This window comes from Chryseobacterium sp. WG23 (assembly GCF_024586575.1).
Lineage (GTDB): Bacteria > Bacteroidota > Bacteroidia > Flavobacteriales > Weeksellaceae > Chryseobacterium.
Genome location: NZ_JALCZE010000004.1, coordinates 182,183 through 203,118, shown reverse-complemented (window position 1 = coordinate 203,118; position 20,936 = coordinate 182,183). Strand labels below are relative to the sequence as shown.

At 38.5% G+C, this 20,936-nt stretch carries 11 protein-coding genes; 7 read left to right on the top strand and 4 right to left on the bottom strand.

The genetic code is table 11. The features are described from left to right. The first annotated feature begins 78 nt into the window (after positions 1 to 78). From rlmD to MP477_RS07910, 6 genes are all read left to right on the top strand, one after another. Positions 79 to 1,488 (top strand): 23S rRNA (uracil(1939)-C(5))-methyltransferase RlmD, encoded by a 1,410-nt coding sequence (rlmD, locus tag MP477_RS07935; RefSeq protein WP_257189918.1) that lies wholly within the window; start codon positions 79 to 81, stop codon positions 1,486 to 1,488. Positions 1,489 to 1,543: 55 nt separating this feature from the next. Further along, positions 1,544 to 1,996, top strand: coding sequence for a DUF6452 family protein (locus MP477_RS07930; protein WP_257189916.1), 453 nt, complete (start codon positions 1,544 to 1,546; stop codon positions 1,994 to 1,996). After that, positions 1,962 to 2,621 (top strand): DUF6048 family protein, encoded by a 660-nt coding sequence (locus MP477_RS07925; RefSeq protein WP_257189915.1) that lies wholly within the window; start codon positions 1,962 to 1,964, stop codon positions 2,619 to 2,621. Before MP477_RS07930 ends, MP477_RS07925 begins: the two co-directional genes overlap by 35 nt. A gap of 303 nt (positions 2,622 to 2,924) precedes the next feature. Continuing rightward, positions 2,925 to 5,906, top strand: coding sequence for a reprolysin-like metallopeptidase (locus tag MP477_RS07920; RefSeq protein WP_257189914.1), 2,982 nt, complete (start codon positions 2,925 to 2,927; stop codon positions 5,904 to 5,906). Positions 5,907 to 6,196: 290 nt separating this feature from the next. Further along, positions 6,197 to 10,906: a GEVED domain-containing protein gene (locus MP477_RS07915; protein WP_257189913.1), complete on the top strand. Its 4,710-nt coding sequence runs from the start codon at positions 6,197 to 6,199 to the stop codon at positions 10,904 to 10,906. 243 nt (positions 10,907 to 11,149) lie between these two features. Then, on the top strand, positions 11,150 to 16,141 hold the full coding sequence (locus tag MP477_RS07910; RefSeq protein ID WP_257189912.1) for a GEVED domain-containing protein: 4,992 nt from the start codon (positions 11,150 to 11,152) through the stop codon (positions 16,139 to 16,141). A 54-nt stretch (positions 16,142 to 16,195) separates the two neighbouring features. Here the strand turns inward: MP477_RS07910 and coaE are convergent, their stop codons facing one another. Genes coaE through ruvB form a run of 4 tightly spaced genes read right to left on the bottom strand, consistent with a single transcriptional unit; the run spans position 16,196 to position 19,374 of the window. Then, positions 16,196 to 16,825: a dephospho-CoA kinase gene (coaE, locus tag MP477_RS07905; protein ID WP_230037566.1), complete on the bottom strand. Its 630-nt coding sequence runs from the start codon at positions 16,823 to 16,825 to the stop codon at positions 16,196 to 16,198. 8 nt (positions 16,826 to 16,833) lie between these two features. Next, entirely contained in the window at positions 16,834 to 17,700 is an 867-nt protein-coding gene (locus MP477_RS07900) for an MBL fold metallo-hydrolase (protein WP_230037569.1), read from the bottom strand. 11 nt (positions 17,701 to 17,711) lie between these two features. Further along, complete coding sequence (locus tag MP477_RS07895) at positions 17,712 to 18,323, bottom strand: FMN-binding negative transcriptional regulator (protein WP_257189911.1); 612 nt, start codon at positions 18,321 to 18,323, stop codon at positions 17,712 to 17,714. A gap of 28 nt (positions 18,324 to 18,351) precedes the next feature. Then, a complete protein-coding gene (gene ruvB, locus MP477_RS07890) occupies positions 18,352 to 19,374 on the bottom strand; it encodes a Holliday junction branch migration DNA helicase RuvB (protein WP_230037573.1) in 1,023 nt (340 codons plus the stop codon). Between the two features lie 322 nt (positions 19,375 to 19,696). Between ruvB and hutI the strand changes: the two genes are divergently transcribed. Continuing rightward, entirely contained in the window at positions 19,697 to 20,923 is a 1,227-nt protein-coding gene (gene hutI / locus MP477_RS07885) for an imidazolonepropionase (RefSeq protein WP_257189910.1), read from the top strand. Positions 20,924 to 20,936 lie beyond the last annotated feature (13 nt).

Below are 20,936 nucleotides of genomic sequence, written 5' to 3'. Positions count from 1 at the left end.
TTAGAAGAAATAGAAATAGAGATGTAGGAATGAAACCTTCCGGTTTTGTCCTGCCATTAAAAGAAATTGAGTTTACGGATGAAAAAGAAGAAGAAAGATATAATTCTTGAAAATATTAAGTTATTCGGAGCAGGGGCAAAAGGTGTCGCAATTGGAAAAACGGAAGAAGGAAAAACAGTGCTGATCTCGGGAGCGGTCCCGGGAGACGTAGTCAATGCAAGAGTGAAAAAATCCAAGTCCAAATACTATGAGGCAGAAACTGTAGAAGTGGTGGAGCCTTCAGCCTTCAGAGTAGAACCTAAATGTATTCATTTTGGAACATGTGGGGGATGTAAGTGGCAGAATATGAGCTACGAAAAACAACTGGACTTCAAGCAGGAAGAAGTATACAATAATATCAAAAGAATCGGGGGTATTGACGACTTTGAAACCGTTCCGATCTTAGGTGCTGAAGAACAGTATTTTTACAGAAATAAAATGGAGTTTTCTTTCTCCAATGCGAGATGGCTTACTCAGTATGAAATAAGCTCTGAAGAAAACTTTGGCAGTAAAGATGCCCTGGGCTTTCATATTCCGGGAATGTGGAGTAAGATTCTCGATCTTAAAGAATGTTTTCTTCAGGAAGATCCTTCCAATGCAATAAGACTTGCCGTAAAACAATATGGTGTCAATAACGGACTGGATTTCTTTGATGTGAGAAATCAGGAAGGCTTCTTAAGAACCTTAATGATGAGACAGAACTCTAAAGGGGAATGGATGGTATTATTCCAGCTTTACAGAGAAGAAAAAGAAAACAGAGAAAAACTTTTCGAATTTTTATTGGAGAAGTTTCCGCAGATCAAAACTCTGGTATACGCTATTAATCCAAAACAGAATGATTCAATCTATGATTTAAATATCAATGTTTATTTCGGAGAAGGATATTTAATGGAAGAAATGGATGGGCTGAAGTTTAAGATCGGGCCGAAATCATTTTTTCAAACCAACTATAAACAGGCTTTAGAACTATATAGAAAAACATTGGAATTTGCTGATCTGAAAGGACATGAAGTGGTTTATGACCTTTATACAGGAACAGGAACTATAGCACAGTATGTAGCAAGAAATGCAAAACAGGTCATAGGAATAGAATCTGTGCAGGAAGCTATAGATGCGGCCATAGAGCATGCTGAATTAAATGGCCTTACCAACTGTACTTTCTATTGTGGTGATATGAAAAATGTTTTTAATGATGAATTCATGGAAAATCATCCTAAGGCAGATGTTTTAATCACGGATCCACCAAGAGATGGAATGCATCAGAAAGTAGTAGAGCAAATCTTAAAGCTTGCCCCGGAAAAAGTAGTCTATGTAAGCTGTAATTCAGCAACACAGGCGAGAGATCTTGCACTGATGAAAGATCATTATACGTTGGTAAAAATATTACCGGTAGATATGTTCCCACAAACTCATCATGTGGAAAACATTGCTTTATTGGTTAAAAAATAAATTTATTTAAATTTGAATCTCAAATCTTAATATGAAGTATTTTAAAATTCTCATAATGACCTGTTTTCTGACAATGCTTTGGTCCTGTGGTGGAGATGATGATATCTGTGAAAGCGGAGAGGGGACACCAAGAATGAAAGTGGCATTTAAGTCGATGGAATCTGGAAAAGCAAGAACATTAGATTCCCTAAATGTGGCTGTAGACTATGGATCCGGTAAAGTAGATCTGGGATGGCAGACAAAAATAGAATCAAGGCTTATTCCATTGAGAGTAGATGATTCTCCTTATACGGATGTGTATTTTAAGGTATCTGCCAAAGGAGCGGAATCTAAAGTTAGGGTCAAATATACGACCCAATCTACCTATGTATCTCCAGGATGTGGGATCAAAAAAGCATATGAGAATTTAACCTCAGAATTAATAACTCCCAATCCTGTTCAAAAACTGGAAGCCGGACAAAATCAAATAGAGAATGAAGACAAGACTAATCTTTACCTTCTTTTTTAGTATACTAGGAATACTGGGTCGGGCGCAAGATAAGAAAGAGACAAAAAAGGAACACCTAAAATACGAACCTAATTTTATGATTGGTTTTGATGTTCTGAATACAGGGGCTGCTTTCTTTTCGGACAGAAAATTATATCAGGGATTTATTTCTTCAAAAGTAAGAGGTAATGTTCATGCTGTTGCTGAAGCAGGATTTGAGAAAAATATATATCAGAAAAATGGATATGATGCCAAAGTAAATGGTCCCTTTGTGAAATTGGGTGCATTTTATATGTTGGCGAAAGATGCAGAAAATGAATTCAACGGCTTCTATGCGGGAGGAAAAGTAGGCGGATCATTTTATAAACAGGAATATATGGCCATACCGGTGCGTGGATTTGGGGGAAGTAGTTCTTCAGTAGCGTTTCCTTCTTCATCACAGTCTTCTTTCTGGCTGGAAGGAACATTGGGAGGCAGGGTACAGCTCTTTGAGTCTAATTTCTATATTGATGTGAATCTGCAGCCCCGCTATTTAGTATATACTACAAAACAGGACGATATATCCCCCATGATTATCCCCGGATTTGGAAGAAGTTCTTCTAAATTCAATATGGGATTTGCCTGGAATATAGCATACAAATTTTAAAAGGAGCGTTAAGCTCCTTTTTTTGTGATTACATTTTATCAGGCAGTAAAATAGACTGTGCCCGGATTAATTTTAAGAAGAAGTGAATTATGATATCACGATAATATATTCGGTCGAAGTACTATGTTTATTGTGAAAATTTTTATTTTTTGTCTATATTATAAAACTAAATATTTAAATTATTTTTGTGTTATTATAACGTATTTTACTTTTGATTATGGTATTTGTTTTAAATAATGATTAAAATTTAATAATTAGTAGTATAAAATAATTATATTTGGAAAAAAATATAATTAACTTTTTATGAAAAGACTACTTACTACTTTGATGTGTGCTTTAGTAGGGGGGACAGCGTTCGGACAGTGGACGCCCGCTACTATTAAGGTAGACAGCAAAAAAAGAGCAGTGGATATGAAGGCCACTAACGTAGGATCTAATTTCAAATTGGACTTGAATCAGCTAAGAGCTCAGTTAAAAGGTGCTCAGGAAATGGGAGCTAATGCTAGGCCTGTTGTTATTTCCATCCCAACCTTAAGTGGTAAAATCGAGAGATTTAATGTGTACAGTTTTCCTGTGGTTGTAAAAGAACTTGCAGATCAGTATGAGCTTGGTTCATACATAGGAACTTCTGTTGAGGACCCTACTCAGCAAATCAGATTCTCTGTAGCCCCAAATGATTTCCAGTCTATGTTATTTAAAGATGGAAATTATGAGTTCGTTGAACCTGTTGACAAAGCAAACGGAATATATTCTCTACAGCTTAAAAAGAACAAAACAGGAGACAAGCCTTTTGTATGTAGCACAATGGAAGAACCAGGTGCTGTAAAAGACCTTGAGAATTTATACAATAGCGGAAAATCATTTGCCCACAATCCAGGGGCTTTCAATAAAAATTCTGACAGAAAATACCGTACAATGAGAGTAGCAATCTCAACTACTTCTGAGTATACGGCCTATTTTGGAGGAGTTCCGGGTGCATTAGCACAGGTTAACGCTACCCTTACCCGTGTGAATGCTGTTTTTGAAAAAGATTTTGCACTGCATTTAAATCTACAGGCTTATCCAAGTTTGATTTATACGAATGCTGCAACAGATCCATATTCTCCGGCTGCACAAATGAACAACTGGAACGTTCAGCTACAGCAAACGCTTACCAGTGAGGTAGGAAATGAAAACTATGATATCGGACATTTATTTGGAGCTACCGGTGGTGGTGGAAATGCCGGATGTATCGGTTGCGTATGTATAGATCCTGCTACTCCAACTTCTAAAGCAAAAGGGTCAGGATTTACATCTCCTGCAGATGGTATTCCAATGGGTAATAATTTTGATATAGATTATGTAGCTCACGAAATGGGACACCAGTTGGGTGGTAATCATACATTCTCCCATGGGATTGAAGGATCCGGGGTAAATGTTGAGCCGGGATCAGGATCTACTATTATGGGATATGCAGGGATTACAGGAGCAACTACAGATGTACAGGCGCATTCCGATCCTTATTTCCACAGAGCAAGTATTGGTCAGATTCAAACCAACCTAATCAGTAAAACGTGTGATGTTGAAACCAGTGTTGCGAATAATACTCCTGTAATCGCAGCGCTTTCACCTTATACAATTCCTAAGAAAACAGCATTTGTACTTACAGCTAACGTTACGGATGCTGACGGGGATCCAATGACATATACATGGGAAGAGATGGATAGTGGTATGACTGCTGCCCAGACTATTGATAAAAATAACTTGGGACAAACAACCTATGGAGCATCGTTCAGATCGCTTTCTCCTTCTACTACTCCAACCAGATATTTCCCTAAGTTCTCTTCAGTACTTGCAGGAGCTTTAGATAATTCATTAAATACTTGGGAATCTACTTCACAGGTAGCCAGAACTTCTAAATTTGCCATTACAGCCAGAGATAACAATGCTGATGTAACACAGCAGCAGACTAATTCTGCACAACAGACTATTACAGTTGGAAATGACGGGCCATTCCAGATTACTCAGAATTTCCTTTTTGCCAATGCACCTTCAGATTTAACTTGGGATGTTGCCAATACATCATCAGCTCCTTATAACGTTGCTAATGTTAAAATTGACTATTCTACAGATAATGGAGTAAACTGGACAGTTCTTTCTGCTTCAACTCCTAATGACGGTTCAGAATCTTTTACAATACCTTCGTCTTTAAACGGACAAACTATTGTGGTAAGAGTTTCTTCTATTGGAAACGTTTTCTATACTCTTAAGAAAATTCCTGTAACCAACCAGGTAGCATGTGGTGGCGCTCCTATTGGTTTGGTAGCTCAAAATATTACACTGAACGGTGCTTCTATTTCTTGGAGCCCTGTTGCAGGAGCTGCTTCTTATGCTGTAAGATATAGATTAGCATCTGCTACTCCATGGACTCAGCTTCCGGACAGTAGTACGAACTCCGCAACATTATCAGGATTAACAGACTGTACGGCATATCAGGTTCAGGTAGCTGCTATCTGTGGAGGGGTAACGGGCCCTTATTCTGCAACAACTGCTTTCTCATCTGCATGTACAACGTATTGTCCATCAGCAAGCAGCAGTGGACAGTATAACTATATCTCCAATGTAACGCTGGGAACAGTAAACAATACAACTGGAGGAACAACATACTCTAATTTCACAAACAATACAGCATTACAGCCTGTTTTGTTAGTAAACAGCTCGAATACCATTAATGTTTCTCTTACTACAAATAATGCAGGTGCATTAGTGAATGGAATGGCTGCATGGATTGATTATAATAAAAATGGACTATTTGAAGACACTGAAAGGGTTCTTGATATGCCAATAACTTCTTTGATACTTGGAACTACTCCTAATACAGCAACATTTACAGTGCCATCCACTGCGGTAACTAATACCCCGGTAAGGATGAGAATTGTTACAGTGTTAATAAATCCGGATTATATTGGCGAGAGTCTTCCTGATGATTTTGCATGTGGAGATTTCCCTAATGGAGAAGTTGAAGACTATAATGTAATTATTGCAACCAATCTTGGAACTTCTGAGACCGGTATTAAAAACGATGGTATTCAAATCTATCCAAATCCTGTAAATGATGTTTTAAATGTAACTAAAGTTTCAGATAAAGCAGCTTACAAAATTTACAGTGCAGCGGGTCAGCTGATAGACAGCGGAAATATCAACAGTGGAAAAATTAATGTTTCAGCATTAATTAAAGGTGGATATGTAATTACAATTGAAGATAAAGGTCAGGATCAGTTTAGATCTAAGTTTATCAAAAAGTAATATAAATCTTTATAACATTAAATCCCCAAGTTTCTTGGGGATTTTTTTATTCTAAACCATATTGGGGATTATTGTGAAATTTTTTCAAAAAAATATTTTAATAGATGTGTAATAGTGAAAAAATTATTAGATTTGTGTAATTATTTAAATATTAACATATGGAATGAAAATTACTTTTTTAATACAGTTTATCTGTAAAATGAGATGTTTCGAAAAATATGTTTGAACATCTTACCTAGGAAAACCTTATAATTCTTGACTATTCTTATCACTATTAAATTTAAAAAAATATGAGTGTACTTTTACTCTGTAAAATGAGCAGTCCCAGAAGGACTCTCATAACATTACTTTGTATGGTCTTCGGTCTATTCCTGCAAGCACAAACAATTACGATTGGTACAGGAACATCAACCCAAAGATATCCTTTGAGTTGTTATTATGGATTTGAAAGATCATCTTCACTTTATACAGCAGCGGAAATAAATACAGCTGCGGGGGGAACTGTCCTTTCCGTAGGCTGGAATGTTACAGCTGCTTCCACTGCCACAATGCCGGTAAAGATTTATTTAAAATCTGTACCCAGTACAACAACAACTCTTACTGCACAAAACTGGGTGAATGCAACCGCAGGAGCTACTTTAGTGTATGATGCGAGTTTAACTAATTTACCCACAGGATGGAATACCATTACATTACAAACCCCTTTTTACTATAATGGGACAGATAACCTGGTAGTTTTAGTTGAGACAAACTATGGTGGAAGCGGAACAGGGTCTTCATCAGGAAGTGCAGTTACTTACAGTACTGCTACCTCGAAGCATATGTATATTCAGGGAGATACCAATGCTCCTACAGGTACAGGAACCGTAACGTCCAGCAGACCAAATATTCAGATTACTTTTGGTCCGCCACCTGCATGTATCCCTCCTGGTGCTCTAAGCTTAGGAACAATCACAGCTACAAGTGCCGTGGTAAACTGGTCTGCATCTACACCCGCACCTGCTGGTGGATATGAAGTATATTACAGTACTACCAATACCGCACCAACAGCAGGAACTCCTCCTTCACAAACGGTGACAGGACCAACAGCCACGCTTTCTCCATTGGTACCGGATACCAATTATTATGTTTGGGTACGGGCAAAATGTAGTGGAACCAATCAAAGCTGGTGGGTAGGGCCAATCGCTTTAACTACGCCGCCTACCTGTCCTCCGATGCCTTCTACGGGATCATTATCTATGGGAATGATTACTCCTACTAGTGCAGTACTGAACTGGACAACTTTTGGGTATACACCTGCTGGTGGATATGATGTATATTACAGTACTACGAATACTGCACCAACAGCCGCAACGGTTCCTTCACAAAACGTGTCAGGATTAACTGCAACACTTTCTCCACTGGTAGCTAATACAACTTATTATGCCTGGGTAAGAGCAAGATGTAGTGCAACAGATCAAAGTTCATGGAGTGCCCCTATTTCCTTTTATACAGGATATTGTGTGCCAACGGGAGGTACGGGCTCAACTTCATATTACCTGAATAATATTACCAGTACAGGAGGTATTTCTAATTTAAATTATACTGCTGCTGCCTATCAGGCATATGTTAATAGTACAGCGACTACTTTTTCAGCAATACCTACAAATACAATTACATTGAACCTGGCTTCTGCCGGAAATAATACATATCATTATTATGTCTGGATTGACTGGAATAATGATATGAGCTTTACCGGTACAGGTGAGCTTATTTTTGCATCCACATCTTATAATGCTACTGAATCTGTAACCATTCCTATACCGGCAACTCAGGCTCCCGGAAACTATAGACTAAGAGTGGGTACAACATATTCCGGTACAATGGTTCCATGTGGACCGGTATCCAGTGGTAACTATGTAGATTTCAATTTAAACGTGATTGCTTTACAGCCATGTAATACCTTGCCTCCAAGTAATATTGCCGTTTCAAATATCACAGCAAGTACCGCTCTTGTAAGTTGGGTTCCTGCTACGGGAGCAACATACAAATTGCAGTATAGAAGAACAGGAACTTTACCTTGGACTGTAGTGGATTTAACTGCTGCATTATCAAATAGCTATACTATTCCTAACCTGATTGATGCCACTCAGTATGAATTTCAGATAGCTACTATATGTGGTGGAACTCAGGGAGCGTTCTCTCCTGTAGCAAATTTCACAACTTTAGCTCTTACGTATTGTGACCCGAGTCCTGTGAATACAACATCGGATGGTTACATCAATAAGGTAACTGTTACCCCTACGAATGCACCACTTATGGTGAATGATTCAGGATATGATGTATATAAAGACTATACAACAGATGTTACCAAAACAATTATATTGGTAAGAGGATCAACCGGAAACAAAATTAGTGTTAATAAATATTGGCCGGGATCTACATCTTCTTACGGTGTAGTGGCATGGATTGATTATAATAGAAACGGATTATTTGAAACCTGGGAGAAAGTACTGGATACTTCAAGCAGTACGACTACTCCGGTAAACAATACTTTTTCATTAGCTGCTTTACCGGCTGGAGCTGTTTACAGTGGAGCTCAGCCTACACGTATGCGTGTTGCAATGAAGCAGTATGATGTTCCTATTCCATGTGGTGCATTTGATTCATTTGATTATGGAGAAGTAGAAGACTATCCGGTAAGATTTATTGATCAGCCTGTATGTTCAACTACACCTCCAACGAATGTTACAGTTTCAAACCTTACGGCTACCAGTGCAACTTTCTCATGGGTGGCTGCTACAGGAGCAACGTATAATTTGAGATACAGAAGAACAAACCCGATTGGTGCTTATACAACAGTAACCGGTATTACAGGAAATACCTATACCATTCCTGGTACGGCACCTCTAACTGAGCAGACGGACTATGAAGTTCAGGTGGCTACGGTATGTAACGGTAGTACAGGTTCATACTCAACGGCTGTACCATTTAAAACACCACCTTTATCTTATTGCCAGATGGTAGGTAGTGGAAGTAATGACCATATTTCAAATGTAACGGTTACTTCTTCAAACCTTGGTGTACCGGCTATGAGTAATACTTCTGTACAGACTAACTATATCAGCTATACAACTGCACCAACATTGATTACTCTTGATATTGAATCTACAGGTAATAAAATATCAGTAGCAAAAGGTTGGACAGGTGCTACAAACAATGATGCTGTTGCAGTATGGATTGATTTCAACAGAGACGGACAGTTTACTGATGCAGAAAGAATCCTTAATTCTGCAGCCAGTACAACAACTCCTATTACAGCTACATTTAGTGTTCCTGCCGGATCTTATCCCGGACCACTAACTACTACAATGAGAGTGGTATTAAAACGTTCAAGTGCTCCGGTGATGTGCCAGAATGCGGTGAACGGAGAAGTGGAAGACTACAGGGTAATGTTGAGACCATGTAGCAGTGCTACTCCGGGAACTCCTACTATTGTACCTACCCATAATAGTGCTACAATTACCTGGACACCAACAACAGCCAATGTAAGTTATCTTGTACGATATAGAGTACAGGGAACCACAACATGGACTGAAGTATATGCTTCTGCAGCTTTAGGTAATATGCCGCTTGTTATCAATGGTTTAACTCCTGCTACAATTTATGAAGTTGATGTTGCTGCGGTTTGTGGAGGTACTATTGGTACTCCAACCCCTATAAAAACATTTACAACGAGATGTGATCCTACACCTCCGAATGTTACAATCAGTAGTATTACGGCTACCACAGCTTTAATTACATGGGCACCGCTTGCTGCAAGCTCTACTTATGTGATGAGATACAGAGTAGTAGGATCCGGTGCTACAGGATGGGTTGAAGTAAACTTACCAGCTGCTCCTGCAAATACATATGTACTAGGTAGCACCACTCCGCTGGTACCTTATACTACCTATGAAGTTCAAATTGCCAATAAGTGTGTAGGAGAAAATACCCTGAATCCTTATTCAAATCCTAAAGTATTTACTACAGAAAGAATTTGTGAGATTCCTCCTCCGGGATTAACTATTACACAATTGTTGCCAACAATGGCTGAAGTTAAATGGGATCCTTTCCCAGGAGCAACATATGTGTTGAGATATAGAAAGGTAGGTATTCCTAGCTGGACAGAAGTTCCAACACCTGTTAATAACGTAGTATTGTCAGGACTGACAGAGCTTACAAAATATGAAATGCAGGTAGTGAATATCTGTAACGGTACACCGGGTAATTATACCCCTCTGTACTACTTTACAACACCTACTGTAATTTATTGTAATATGGGCTCAGAGAATTCTACTGGTGAGCATATTGCTAAAGTTACTGTTACTCCAAACGGAAAACCTGTCATGGAAAATGCATCCGGTGCATCTTCTTATACAGATTATACAGGAGTTACTGCTAAGTTTATAGAGTTGATTCAAGGATCAACAGACAATGAAATTATCATTGAGAAAAAATGGACAGGAACCAATCATAACGAAGGAATTGCGGTATGGATCGATTTCAACAGAAATGGAGAATTTGATATCAATGAGAGAGTGTTTACTTCACCTCCGAATACCACAACTCCGGTATCAGGAAAATTCAGTGTGCCAGCAGATGCATTTGTAAGTATGACAGACTACAAATATGTAGTAATGAGAGTAGCAATGCAAAGGGATGGTGTTCCTGTAAGCTGTGTTAACTTTGCTAACGGTGAAGTGGAAGACTATACAGTAAGAATTTCCAAGAAAGCAGTTTTAAATCCTATAGATCAAACTGAGATCATGATTTATCCGAACCCTGTAAGTTCAGTATTATATGTGAAGAATATTAGCAAAAGAGCTAAGTATAAAATTTATAATGCTGCGGGACAAGTGATCACTGATGGTATTCTGTTGAATAACCAGATCAACGTAAGCAAATTAATCAACGGTGTTTATGTAATAGATATCGAAGATAATGGCAATACCGTTCAAAAGAAATTTATCAAAGAATAATGAGTTGAAATTTCTATAGTATAAGCCTCCAGCAATGGAGGCTTATTTTTTTGTGATTTTTCTTTTTTAAATTTGTTAATCACTATATGTTGATATTTTTCACATAATTGTTATTAAAACATGTATATTTTTAATATTAATATTGTTTTATTGATTATTTGTTAATGAATGACTGTTTTGTATTGTTTGTTGATAATAAAACATGTAAGTTTGTGAGATTAATACAAAGATTTAATAAAAATTATGAAGAAAATTTTTACTTCTTTCTTTTTCCTTTTCTTATTGACAATAGTCCATGCACAATGGACTTCGGTAATATTTGATGGAAAGGAAGTTAGAGATGACTTGCAAACCAATAGCTACTATTCTTTAGACCTTCCAATGTTAAGATCTCAGCTTTTGAAAGCACAGGAAACAGGGAAAAATGCTAATCCTGTTGTGATTTCTTTGCCGACTTTACATGGGAAGATCGAACAGTTTGCCATATATAGCTTTCCTGTTGTAGTGAAAGAATTGGCAGATAAGTATCAGCTAGGTTCTTATGTAGGAGTAGGAATAGATGATCCTGGAAAATACGTAAGATTCAGTTTGGCTCCTAATGATTTTCAATCAATGATCATTACCAGTGAAGGTTCCGAATTTATAGAACCGGCTAATGCGGCTAAAACAATTTATAGTGTTCACCCGAAAACTCAGGGAGGTAAAAACGGTTTTATGTGCTCAACTAGGGAAGGAGAAGTTGATCACCAAGAAATAGAAAATCTTTATCAACAGGGAAAATCTTTTACTAATCAACCTACAGATTTTAGACGATCTTCTGACCGAAAATATAGGACGTTGAGATTGGCTCTTTCCGTATGTGGAGAATATACTCAATTTCATGGAGGTACTGTTGCAGGAGCATTGGCTGCAATAAATGCAACCCTAACCCGTATAAATGGAGTTTACGAAAAGGATTTTGGATTACATTTGAATTTACAGAATTATCCTGGACTTATTTACACCAATGCAAATACTGACCCTTATTCTTCTACGGAAGGAGGAACAGTTAATGGTATATCAGGATGGAACGCGCAGGTACAGACAGTAATCACAGCTGGTGTAGGAAACGGTAATTATGATGTTGGGCATCTATTTTCTCCACCTGGTGCAGGGGGAAATGCCGGTTGTGTTGGATGTATTTGTAGAGATAATACTGTACCTGGAGCATTGGATAAAGGTTCCGGATGGACTTCTCCGGGAGGTGGTCCTCCGGTAGGAGATAATTTTGATATAGATTTTGTAGCCCATGAGATTGGGCATCAATTGGGTGGAGTTCATAGTTTCTCTTACTCACCTGGCCAATTGGGTTCCCCTACAAGTGTTGAACCTGCGTCAGGATCTTCTATTATGGGATATGCAGGGGTTGTAAATTCAGGGAACCCTATTAACAATGTTCAACCTCACTCTGATCCATATTTTAACACCATAAATATCAAAGATATTCAGGCCAATCTGATAAACAAAACATGTGATGTAGAAACAACAGTTAGTAATACACCACCCGTAATTGCTGCTCTGTCTACCTATAATATTCCAAAAGGAACAGCTTTTGTTTTAACAGCTTCCGCTACTGATGCTGAAAATGATCCGATGACCTATAATTGGGAAGAAATAGATATAGCAAATGAAGTGATTGATGCCAATAATTTAGGAAACACTTTATCTGGACCATCTTTTAGATCTGTAATGCATACAGCAAACCCTACCCGTTATTTTCCTAGACTGTCTTCTGTATTGGGTGGAGTTTTAAATAATACTAATAACCTATGGGAAGCAGTGTCTACTGTTGCAAGAACAACAAAATTTACTGTTACAGTAAGGGATAATCATCCACTTGCTAACCAGCAACAGACTCAGTCTGCTGTTCAGACCATTATCGTAGGAAATAACGGGCCATTTAAGGTCAATGCAACAACTGTTTATAATAATGGACCAACAACTGTAACCTGGGATGTGGTGAATACCAACGCAGCTCCTTATAATGCAGCTAATGTTAAAATAGATTTTACAACAGATAACGGGCTAACCTGGAATGTAGTGGCTGCTTCCACGCCTAATGACGGAACTGAATCTCTTGATTTCAGTTCTTTCCCACTTACCGTAGGAGGAATAGCAAAGATCAGAATAAGTGCAATTAATAATGTATTTTATGCTGTCGGTAACGCTCCTATTGAAACCCTGCCTATTTGCAGTACAACCATTCCTCCGGGTGGAGTTTTGGTGCCGGCTACTACACAAACATCTGCAACCATTACCTGGAATGCATCATTTAATGCTACTTATGTAGTGCGGTACAGGGTAGTAGGAGCGGCAACCTGGATAACATATACCCCAACCCCTATTACAAATACGGTAACCCTTACCGGCTTAACTGCAGGAACGCATTATGAGGTTCAGATAGCCAATATATGTTCAGGAGTAACAGGTCCTTTTTCGGCAGTTACTGTTTTTATGACACCATACTGTACTGCTACTTCCAGCAACACTGATAATGGATATATTTCAAATGTAACCGTTACAGGAACCAACTCTTATACCATGAGTAATGATTCCGGAGCCAATAATTATACGGATTACTCGACAATTGCCGCAAAATTAATAACACTGGTGAGGGGAACAGCTAACAATACTATTTCTGTTTCTAAATCATGGCCGGCTGCTATGAGTAATAAGGCGGTAAGTGTTTGGATAGATTTTGATAAAAATGGAACATTTGATACTGCTGAAAGAATTTTAAATAATTTTAATAACCAGACTACTCCGGTAACAGCAACATTTCAGGTACCTGCCACAGCTTATGCCGGAACACTTACTACCCGTATGCGCGTAGTGTTGAGAGATCAGAGCAGCCCTGCTGCGTGCGCTTCATTTGCGAACGGGGAAGTGGAGGATTATGCTGTAAAGATTATTGATATGCCAGGATGTACCACTGCTGCACCCTCTAATATCTCCATTACTAACCTTACGCCTACTTCTGCGAATGTATCATGGGTTGCAGCTACCGGAGCAACTTATGTGCTGAGATACAGAAAAGTGGGTACTTTTACGTGGACAACAGTAAATCCTGTGCCGGCTCCTGTAAATAATTATACCATCCAAGGTTTAACAGAGCAAACTCAATATGAGGTGCAGGTAGCAACCAAATGTAATAACAGCCAGGGGAATTATTCCGGCTCACAACAATTTACGACTCCTGCAGTATCGTACTGCCCAATGACAGGGACAGGGACCAATAACCATATTTCTAATGTAACGGTTACCTCAATTAATCCCGGATTGCCGGTTATGAATAATAATTCCGTACAAACAAACTATATTAGCTATACAACTCCATCCACGTCGATTACATTGGAGATAGGATCTACAAATAATAAAATTTCTGTGGCAAAAGGATGGACGGGAGTAACAGGAAGTGCAGCGGTTACAGCATGGATTGACTTTAACAGAAACGGACAGTTTGAAAATACTGAAAGAATTCTAATTTCTTCAGCAAGTACCACTACACCGGTTTCTGCAACGTTTGATGTGCCTTCAGGTGCCTATTCGGGTCCACTGAAAACTACCATGAGAGTTGTTTTAAGTGGAAATACTCCTGTAATGTGTCAAAATGCAATAAACGGAGAAGTAGAGGACTACGCTGTACAGCTGAAACCATGCAGCACCAGTACGCCAACCGGACTTACATTCAATACCATAGCTCATAACTCTGCGATCATTAACTGGACTGCGGCGACCAATAACTTTACCTATCTTTTACAATATAGAGTACAGGGAACAACAGCCTGGACGGATGTATATGTTACAAGTATTCCACATACATTAAATAACCTTGTGCCTTCTACTACTTATGAGGTACAGGTTGCTGCCAATTGTGGTATTACAAATGGTACATTTACACCCATAGGTACATTCTCTACCCGATGCGATCCTACGCCTCCTAATATTACAATCAGCAATATCACTGCAAGTTCGGCGCTGATTACATGGAATCCTGTAGTAGCGGGAGTATCCTATATGATGAGATGGAGAAAAGTAGGAACCACAGGTTGGCCAAATCCGGATATTCCGTTGCCAGCAGCTCCGGCCAGTACCTATACCCTTGGTAATTTGGAGCCATATACCCATTATGAAGTAGAGATTGCCAACAGATGTGCAGGGGAAACCACATGGAATCCGTATTCAAATCCGGCTGTATTTACGACAGAAAGAATTTGTGAACTGCCACCTCCCGGGCTTACCATAACACAGTTATTCCCAACATCAGCATACATCAGATGGGATTCTTTTCCCGGAGCAACCTATGTGCTGAGATATAGAAAAGTAGGCATCCCAAGTTGGAGTACTGTTCAGGTACCAACGAATACCTACACACTAACAGGCCTTCTGGAGCTTACAAAATATGAAATGCAGGTCGCTAATGTTTGTAACGGAACTCCTGCTGCATTTACTCCATTGTATTATTTTACGACTCCTACGGTGATCTATTGTAAGATGGCTTCAGGAAGTTCAGCAGGCGAGCATATTGCTAAGGTTACCGTTAAACCTAATGGGAAGCCTGTCATGGAAAATGCTTCAGGAGCTTCAAGTTATACAGATTATTCCGGAGTTTCAGGCACATTTATAGAACTTATCCAGGGATCTGCAGACAATGAAATTACCATTGAGAAAAAATGGACCGGCCAAAACTATAATGAAGGAATTGCAGTGTGGATCGATTTCAACAGAAACGGTGAATTTGATATCAATGAACGCGTGTTTAGTTCACCGCCCAGTACCACTACGCCAGTTTCCGGAACATTCAGTGTACCCGCAGATGCATTTGTAAGCATGACAGATTATAAATATGTATTGATGAGAGTGGCAATGCAAAGAGGCGGAGTTCCGGTGAACTGTATCAATTTTGATAACGGGGAAGTGGAGGATTATTCGGTAAGGATCTCCAGAAAAATAATTCCCAACCCATTAAACCAAACTGATATTTTGATTTATCCTAATCCTGTAAGCTCAGTATTATATGTGAAAAACGTAAGCAAGAGAGCTAAATATAAATTTTACAATGCTGTTGGGCAGGTAGTAGGAGAGGGTATTTTGCTAAACAATCAGGTCAATGTAAGTAAGCTGATCAATGGAGTGTATGTAATTGATATTGATGATAACGGAACAACCATACAGAAGAAGTTTATCAAAAAATAGATTTTAAATTTTTAAATAAAAAACTCGTTAGAAAATCCTAACGAGTTTTTAGTTTTATTCAATACTAAAGACGATTTTTTCCGTCTGTTCTTTTAAATCTTCAAGATTGGTATTGTTATAGATCACACAATCTGCTATCTTAATCTTATCTTTTTCAGGCATCTGTTTTTCCATGATAGTCTCTACCTCACGGTAGGTTTTCTGATCCCTGTCCATCACTCTTTTGGTTCTGATATTGTCTTCTGCAGTTACCAGAAGAGATTTATAGCATTGTCTGTTTAATTTCAATTCAAACAACAACGCTGTTTCTTTAAAAACTAAATATTTGGTTTGTTTTCGTACCCAATTTTCAAAATCAATACGTACAGCAGGATGAATAATTTCATTTAATTTTTGAAGCAATTCTTTATTGTTGAAAACCTTGTCTGCTACAAATTTCCTGTCATATAAACCATTTTTATCGTATGACTGTTCCCCAAGAAGTTCTTTGATCCGGATCTGTAAATCCTTATCGTCATTGACAATTGTTTTAGCACGGTCATCAGAATAGTAAACAGGAAAGCCCAATTCTTCAATAAAACGGGCAACTGTTGTTTTTCCTGAGCCTATTCCTCCCGTTAATCCGATGATCTTGGGTGATGGTTCCGGTTCTGTCTGTTGTGTCTCTGAATGTAATTCTTCCATAATTAAAATTAATATCCAAAAACATCATTAAAGGTGAAAGTTTCATCAAGTCTTACTCCTTTCTCTGTCATTTTAAGACTTGCCAGTTCATTATGGGCATCGTGTTCAAAAAACAATAGATATTCATTATCTACACATTGTTTCAGGAATTTTCCTTTTTCTTCCATGGTTAAAAGAGGTCTTGTATCATATCCCATCACATACACCGGATTGATGTGTCCGGCGGTAGGAATAAGGTCAGCTGCAAAAACAATTGTTTTATCCTGATATTGAAGTACAGGAAGCATCTGCTTTTCTGTATGCCCATCCACGAAGATGACATCCATCTTCAGATCTGGAGCAAAACCGTAATTTCCTGTCGTAGGAAGAGGAAGGAAATTTAATTGTCCACTTTCCTGGATCGGAATAATATTTTCCTTCAGGAAGCTTGCTTTTTCTCTTGCATTAGGTTCAGTTGCCCATTGCCAATGATTTTCATTAGTCCAGAACTGAGCATTTTTAAAAGCAGGTCTGTATCCCGTTCTGTCATCGTTCCATTCTATGGCACCACCACAGTGGTCAAAATGAAGGTGAGTAAAGAATACATCTGTAATATCCTCTTTTATAAAACCGTATTTCTTTAAATTTTTATCCAGGTTATCATCCCCCCAAAGAGAATAATGTCCAAAGAATTTATCATCCTGCTTATTGCCCAGACCACAGTCTACGAGAATAAGTTTTTTTCCGTCTTCAATAAGAAGAGAGCGGGTTCCTAGTTCAATTAGATTTTTTTCGTCTGCCGGGTTTGTTTTTTCCCACAGACTCTTTGGGACGACTCCGAACATGGCACCACCATCCAGTTTAAATTTTCCACATTGTATTGGATATAACTTCATATATATTTTGATTATTTTTTTATTAATTTCATTTTCTCAGCAATTTTTCTGGCATTATCATCCGATGCTTCAAGCTGGGAGATGATATTGTTAAAATCATCTTCTTTCCTGTTTTGAGAAAGCTTTTGTTTAATGAAAATCTCTGTCGGCATGATCTTAATACCAAAAGCTCCTTTCATCTCTTTTTCCACAAAGTCCTTTCCCATATCTTTCACCATCATCGGGCACTGCTGAAATTTTTCGTATTTGGATGTTAACCGATCTAAATGGGCATACAGTTCATCATGATCCATCAGTTCTGCTTTTCCGTGGATCTGCACCGCTTCATAGTTCCATGTGGAAACATTAACGTGATCATACCAGCTGCTTGATATATAAGCATGCGCACCCAAAAAATCACACAACACTTCATCCCCGTTTTTCAAGGTTTTTGCCTGTGGATTAGCTCGGGAAATATGAGTTTCAATATAAGGATTTTCCGGATTATCCTCATTAAACATCATCATAGAATGAGTAGCACGAAGTTTATCAACAGAAGAAATTAATAAAGCAAAAGAATTTTCACTGATAATTGCTTTCATTACATTAAGATCTTCACTTCTGTATAATTTAGGTATAAACATAAATCCGTAATACTTTACTTTATTTAAATTAAAAAAGCTCTCCCGGTCCTTTGGGTCTTGAAATATTCAAATGGAGATAAGCCTTTTCTGTAACTTCCCTCCCTCTGGGTGTTCTGATAATAAAACCTTCCTGAATTAAAAACGGTTCGTATACTTCTTCCAACGTTTCCGGGTTTTCACCAATGGATGTTGCCAATGCAGAAATCCCAACAGGCTTGCCTCTGAAGTTTTCAATCATGACACGCATGATTTTATTATCCATTTCATCCAGGCCAAACTCGTCCACATTCAGAGAGTTGAGTGCATATTTCGTAATATTGATTTCAACTTCACCATTACCCTTGATCTCTGCAAAATCACGAACCCTTCTTAAGAGTGCATTTGCAATTCTGGGAGTTCCACGGCTTCTTCTGGCGACCTCTATAGCGGCATCTTCATAGATTTTTACCCCTAAAACTCTGGCACTTCTCTGAATAATCATAGATAAAAGCTCAATAGAATAATATTCCAGTCTGCTTTGAATTCCAAATCTTGCCAGCATCGGCTTGGTCAGCATTCCACTTCTGGTGGTTGCTCCCACTAACGTAAAAGGGTTCAGTCCAATTTGAACACTTCTGGCATTAGGCCCTGTCTCCAGCATGATGTCAATTTTGTAATCTTCCATGGCTGAGTACAGATACTCTTCCACAACAGGAGAAAGACGATGGATCTCATCAATGAAAAGAACATCATTTTCTTCCAGATTAGTCAGTAAACCTGCTAAACTGCCGGGTTTATCCAAAACAGGCCCAGAAGTAATCTTACAGTTTACCCCAAGTTCATTAGCAATAATATTGGCCAATGTTGTTTTTCCAAGACCCGGAGGACCATGTAAAAGGACATGATCAAGTGCTCCACCCCGCCTTTTGGCTGCGGAAACAAAAACTTCAAGATTTTCCAGCGTTTTCCTCTGTCCTGCAAAATCCTTAAAGCTCTGGGGACGCATCTGTTCTTCCTGCATCAGCTCCTCGCGTGAGTAGTTTTCCTTATCTGGATGTAAAAAATCTGGCATTAATTCATTTCATTTACTTCAAAGATAGGAATTTTAGACTAAGGTTGAAGATTAGATTAATAAAAGGTTGAATTGAGAATGAGTTTAGACTAAGATTAAGTGCAGGATGCAGAATGAGCAGAACCAAGGCCGGTAAATTGAGATTTTTTAAGTATTTTTGAGAGGAAAAAATATTGATAATTGATAGAATATTTTTCAGAAATTGATTGTTTAAAGATATAAAAGTGGATTGATAAAGTACTGTATGAATTAGATAAAACACAAGTTCAATTTGAATACAGGAAATCGACCTTAGTTAAATCTTAGCCCTAATCTTAAAAAAATGAAATTAATAGGACCATTTAAGCAGGTAGTTACACTTGCTAACTTACCATTAAGAGGAAAACTTTCCGATGAGCAGCTGGAAATTATTGCTGATGGAGGAATTCTGGTAGATAACGATACGATTCAGAAAGTTGGAAATTTTGAAGATCTTAAGACCGGATATCCTGATGTAGAAATTGAGAAAGTAGAAGGAGAACAGGTTGTTCTTCCTGCATTGGTAGATTCGCATACTCATATTTGTTTCGGAGGAAACCGTGCCAATGATTTTGCCATGCGTAACGCCGGAAAAACATACCTTGAAATTGCTGAAAGTGGTGGTGGGATCTGGAGCTCTGTACAGCATACAAGAAATGCCTCGGAAGAAGAATTGCTCACAACATTACTGGAAAGAATTAATTTTCTGATTGACCTTGGAATTACCACCATTGAGGTCAAAAGCGGCTATGGATTAGATGTAGAAAATGAGCTGAAAATGCTTCGTATAATAAAAATGGCACAGGAAGTTACTCAGGCTACCCTAGTACCTACCTGTCTTTCTGCCCATTTGAAACCAAGAGATTTTGAAGGCAGTAATCTTGAATATCTGGAATATATCCTTACCGAAATCTTACCTAAAGTAAAAGAGGAAGGTTTGGCGAACCGTGTTGATATCTTTATTGAGAAATCAGCATTCCAGCCGGAGGAAAGTAAAGAGTTCTTACTTAAAACTAAATCTTTAGGCTTTGAAATTACGGTTCATGCAGATCAGTTTACCCCTGGAAGTTCGAGAATTGCTGTAGAAGTAGGTGCAAAATCTGCAGACCATTTAGAAGCCACTGTTGATGAAGATATAGACTTTTTAGCACAGTCTGATACCGTAGCGACAGCGCTGCCGGGAGCCAGCTTAGGCTTGGGGGAGAAGTTTACTCCGGCCAGGAAGTTATTAGATGCAGGCGCTATAGTTGCCATTGCGAGCGACTGGAATCCGGGTTCAGCCCCAATGGGAAATTTAATTACTCAGGCTTCCATATTGGCTACATTTCAAAAACTGACAACAGCTGAGGTATGGGCAGGAATGACTTTCCGCGCCGCATTTGCACTTAATCTTGAAGACAGAGGAATCCTGGAATCCGGTAAAAAAGCCGATTTTATCACTTTTAAAACCAGTAATTTCCAGAATGTGCTTTATAACCAGGGAAGTTTGAAAGCTGAACATGTATATATCAATGGAAATCTGAATACATAAAAGCTATTCAGGA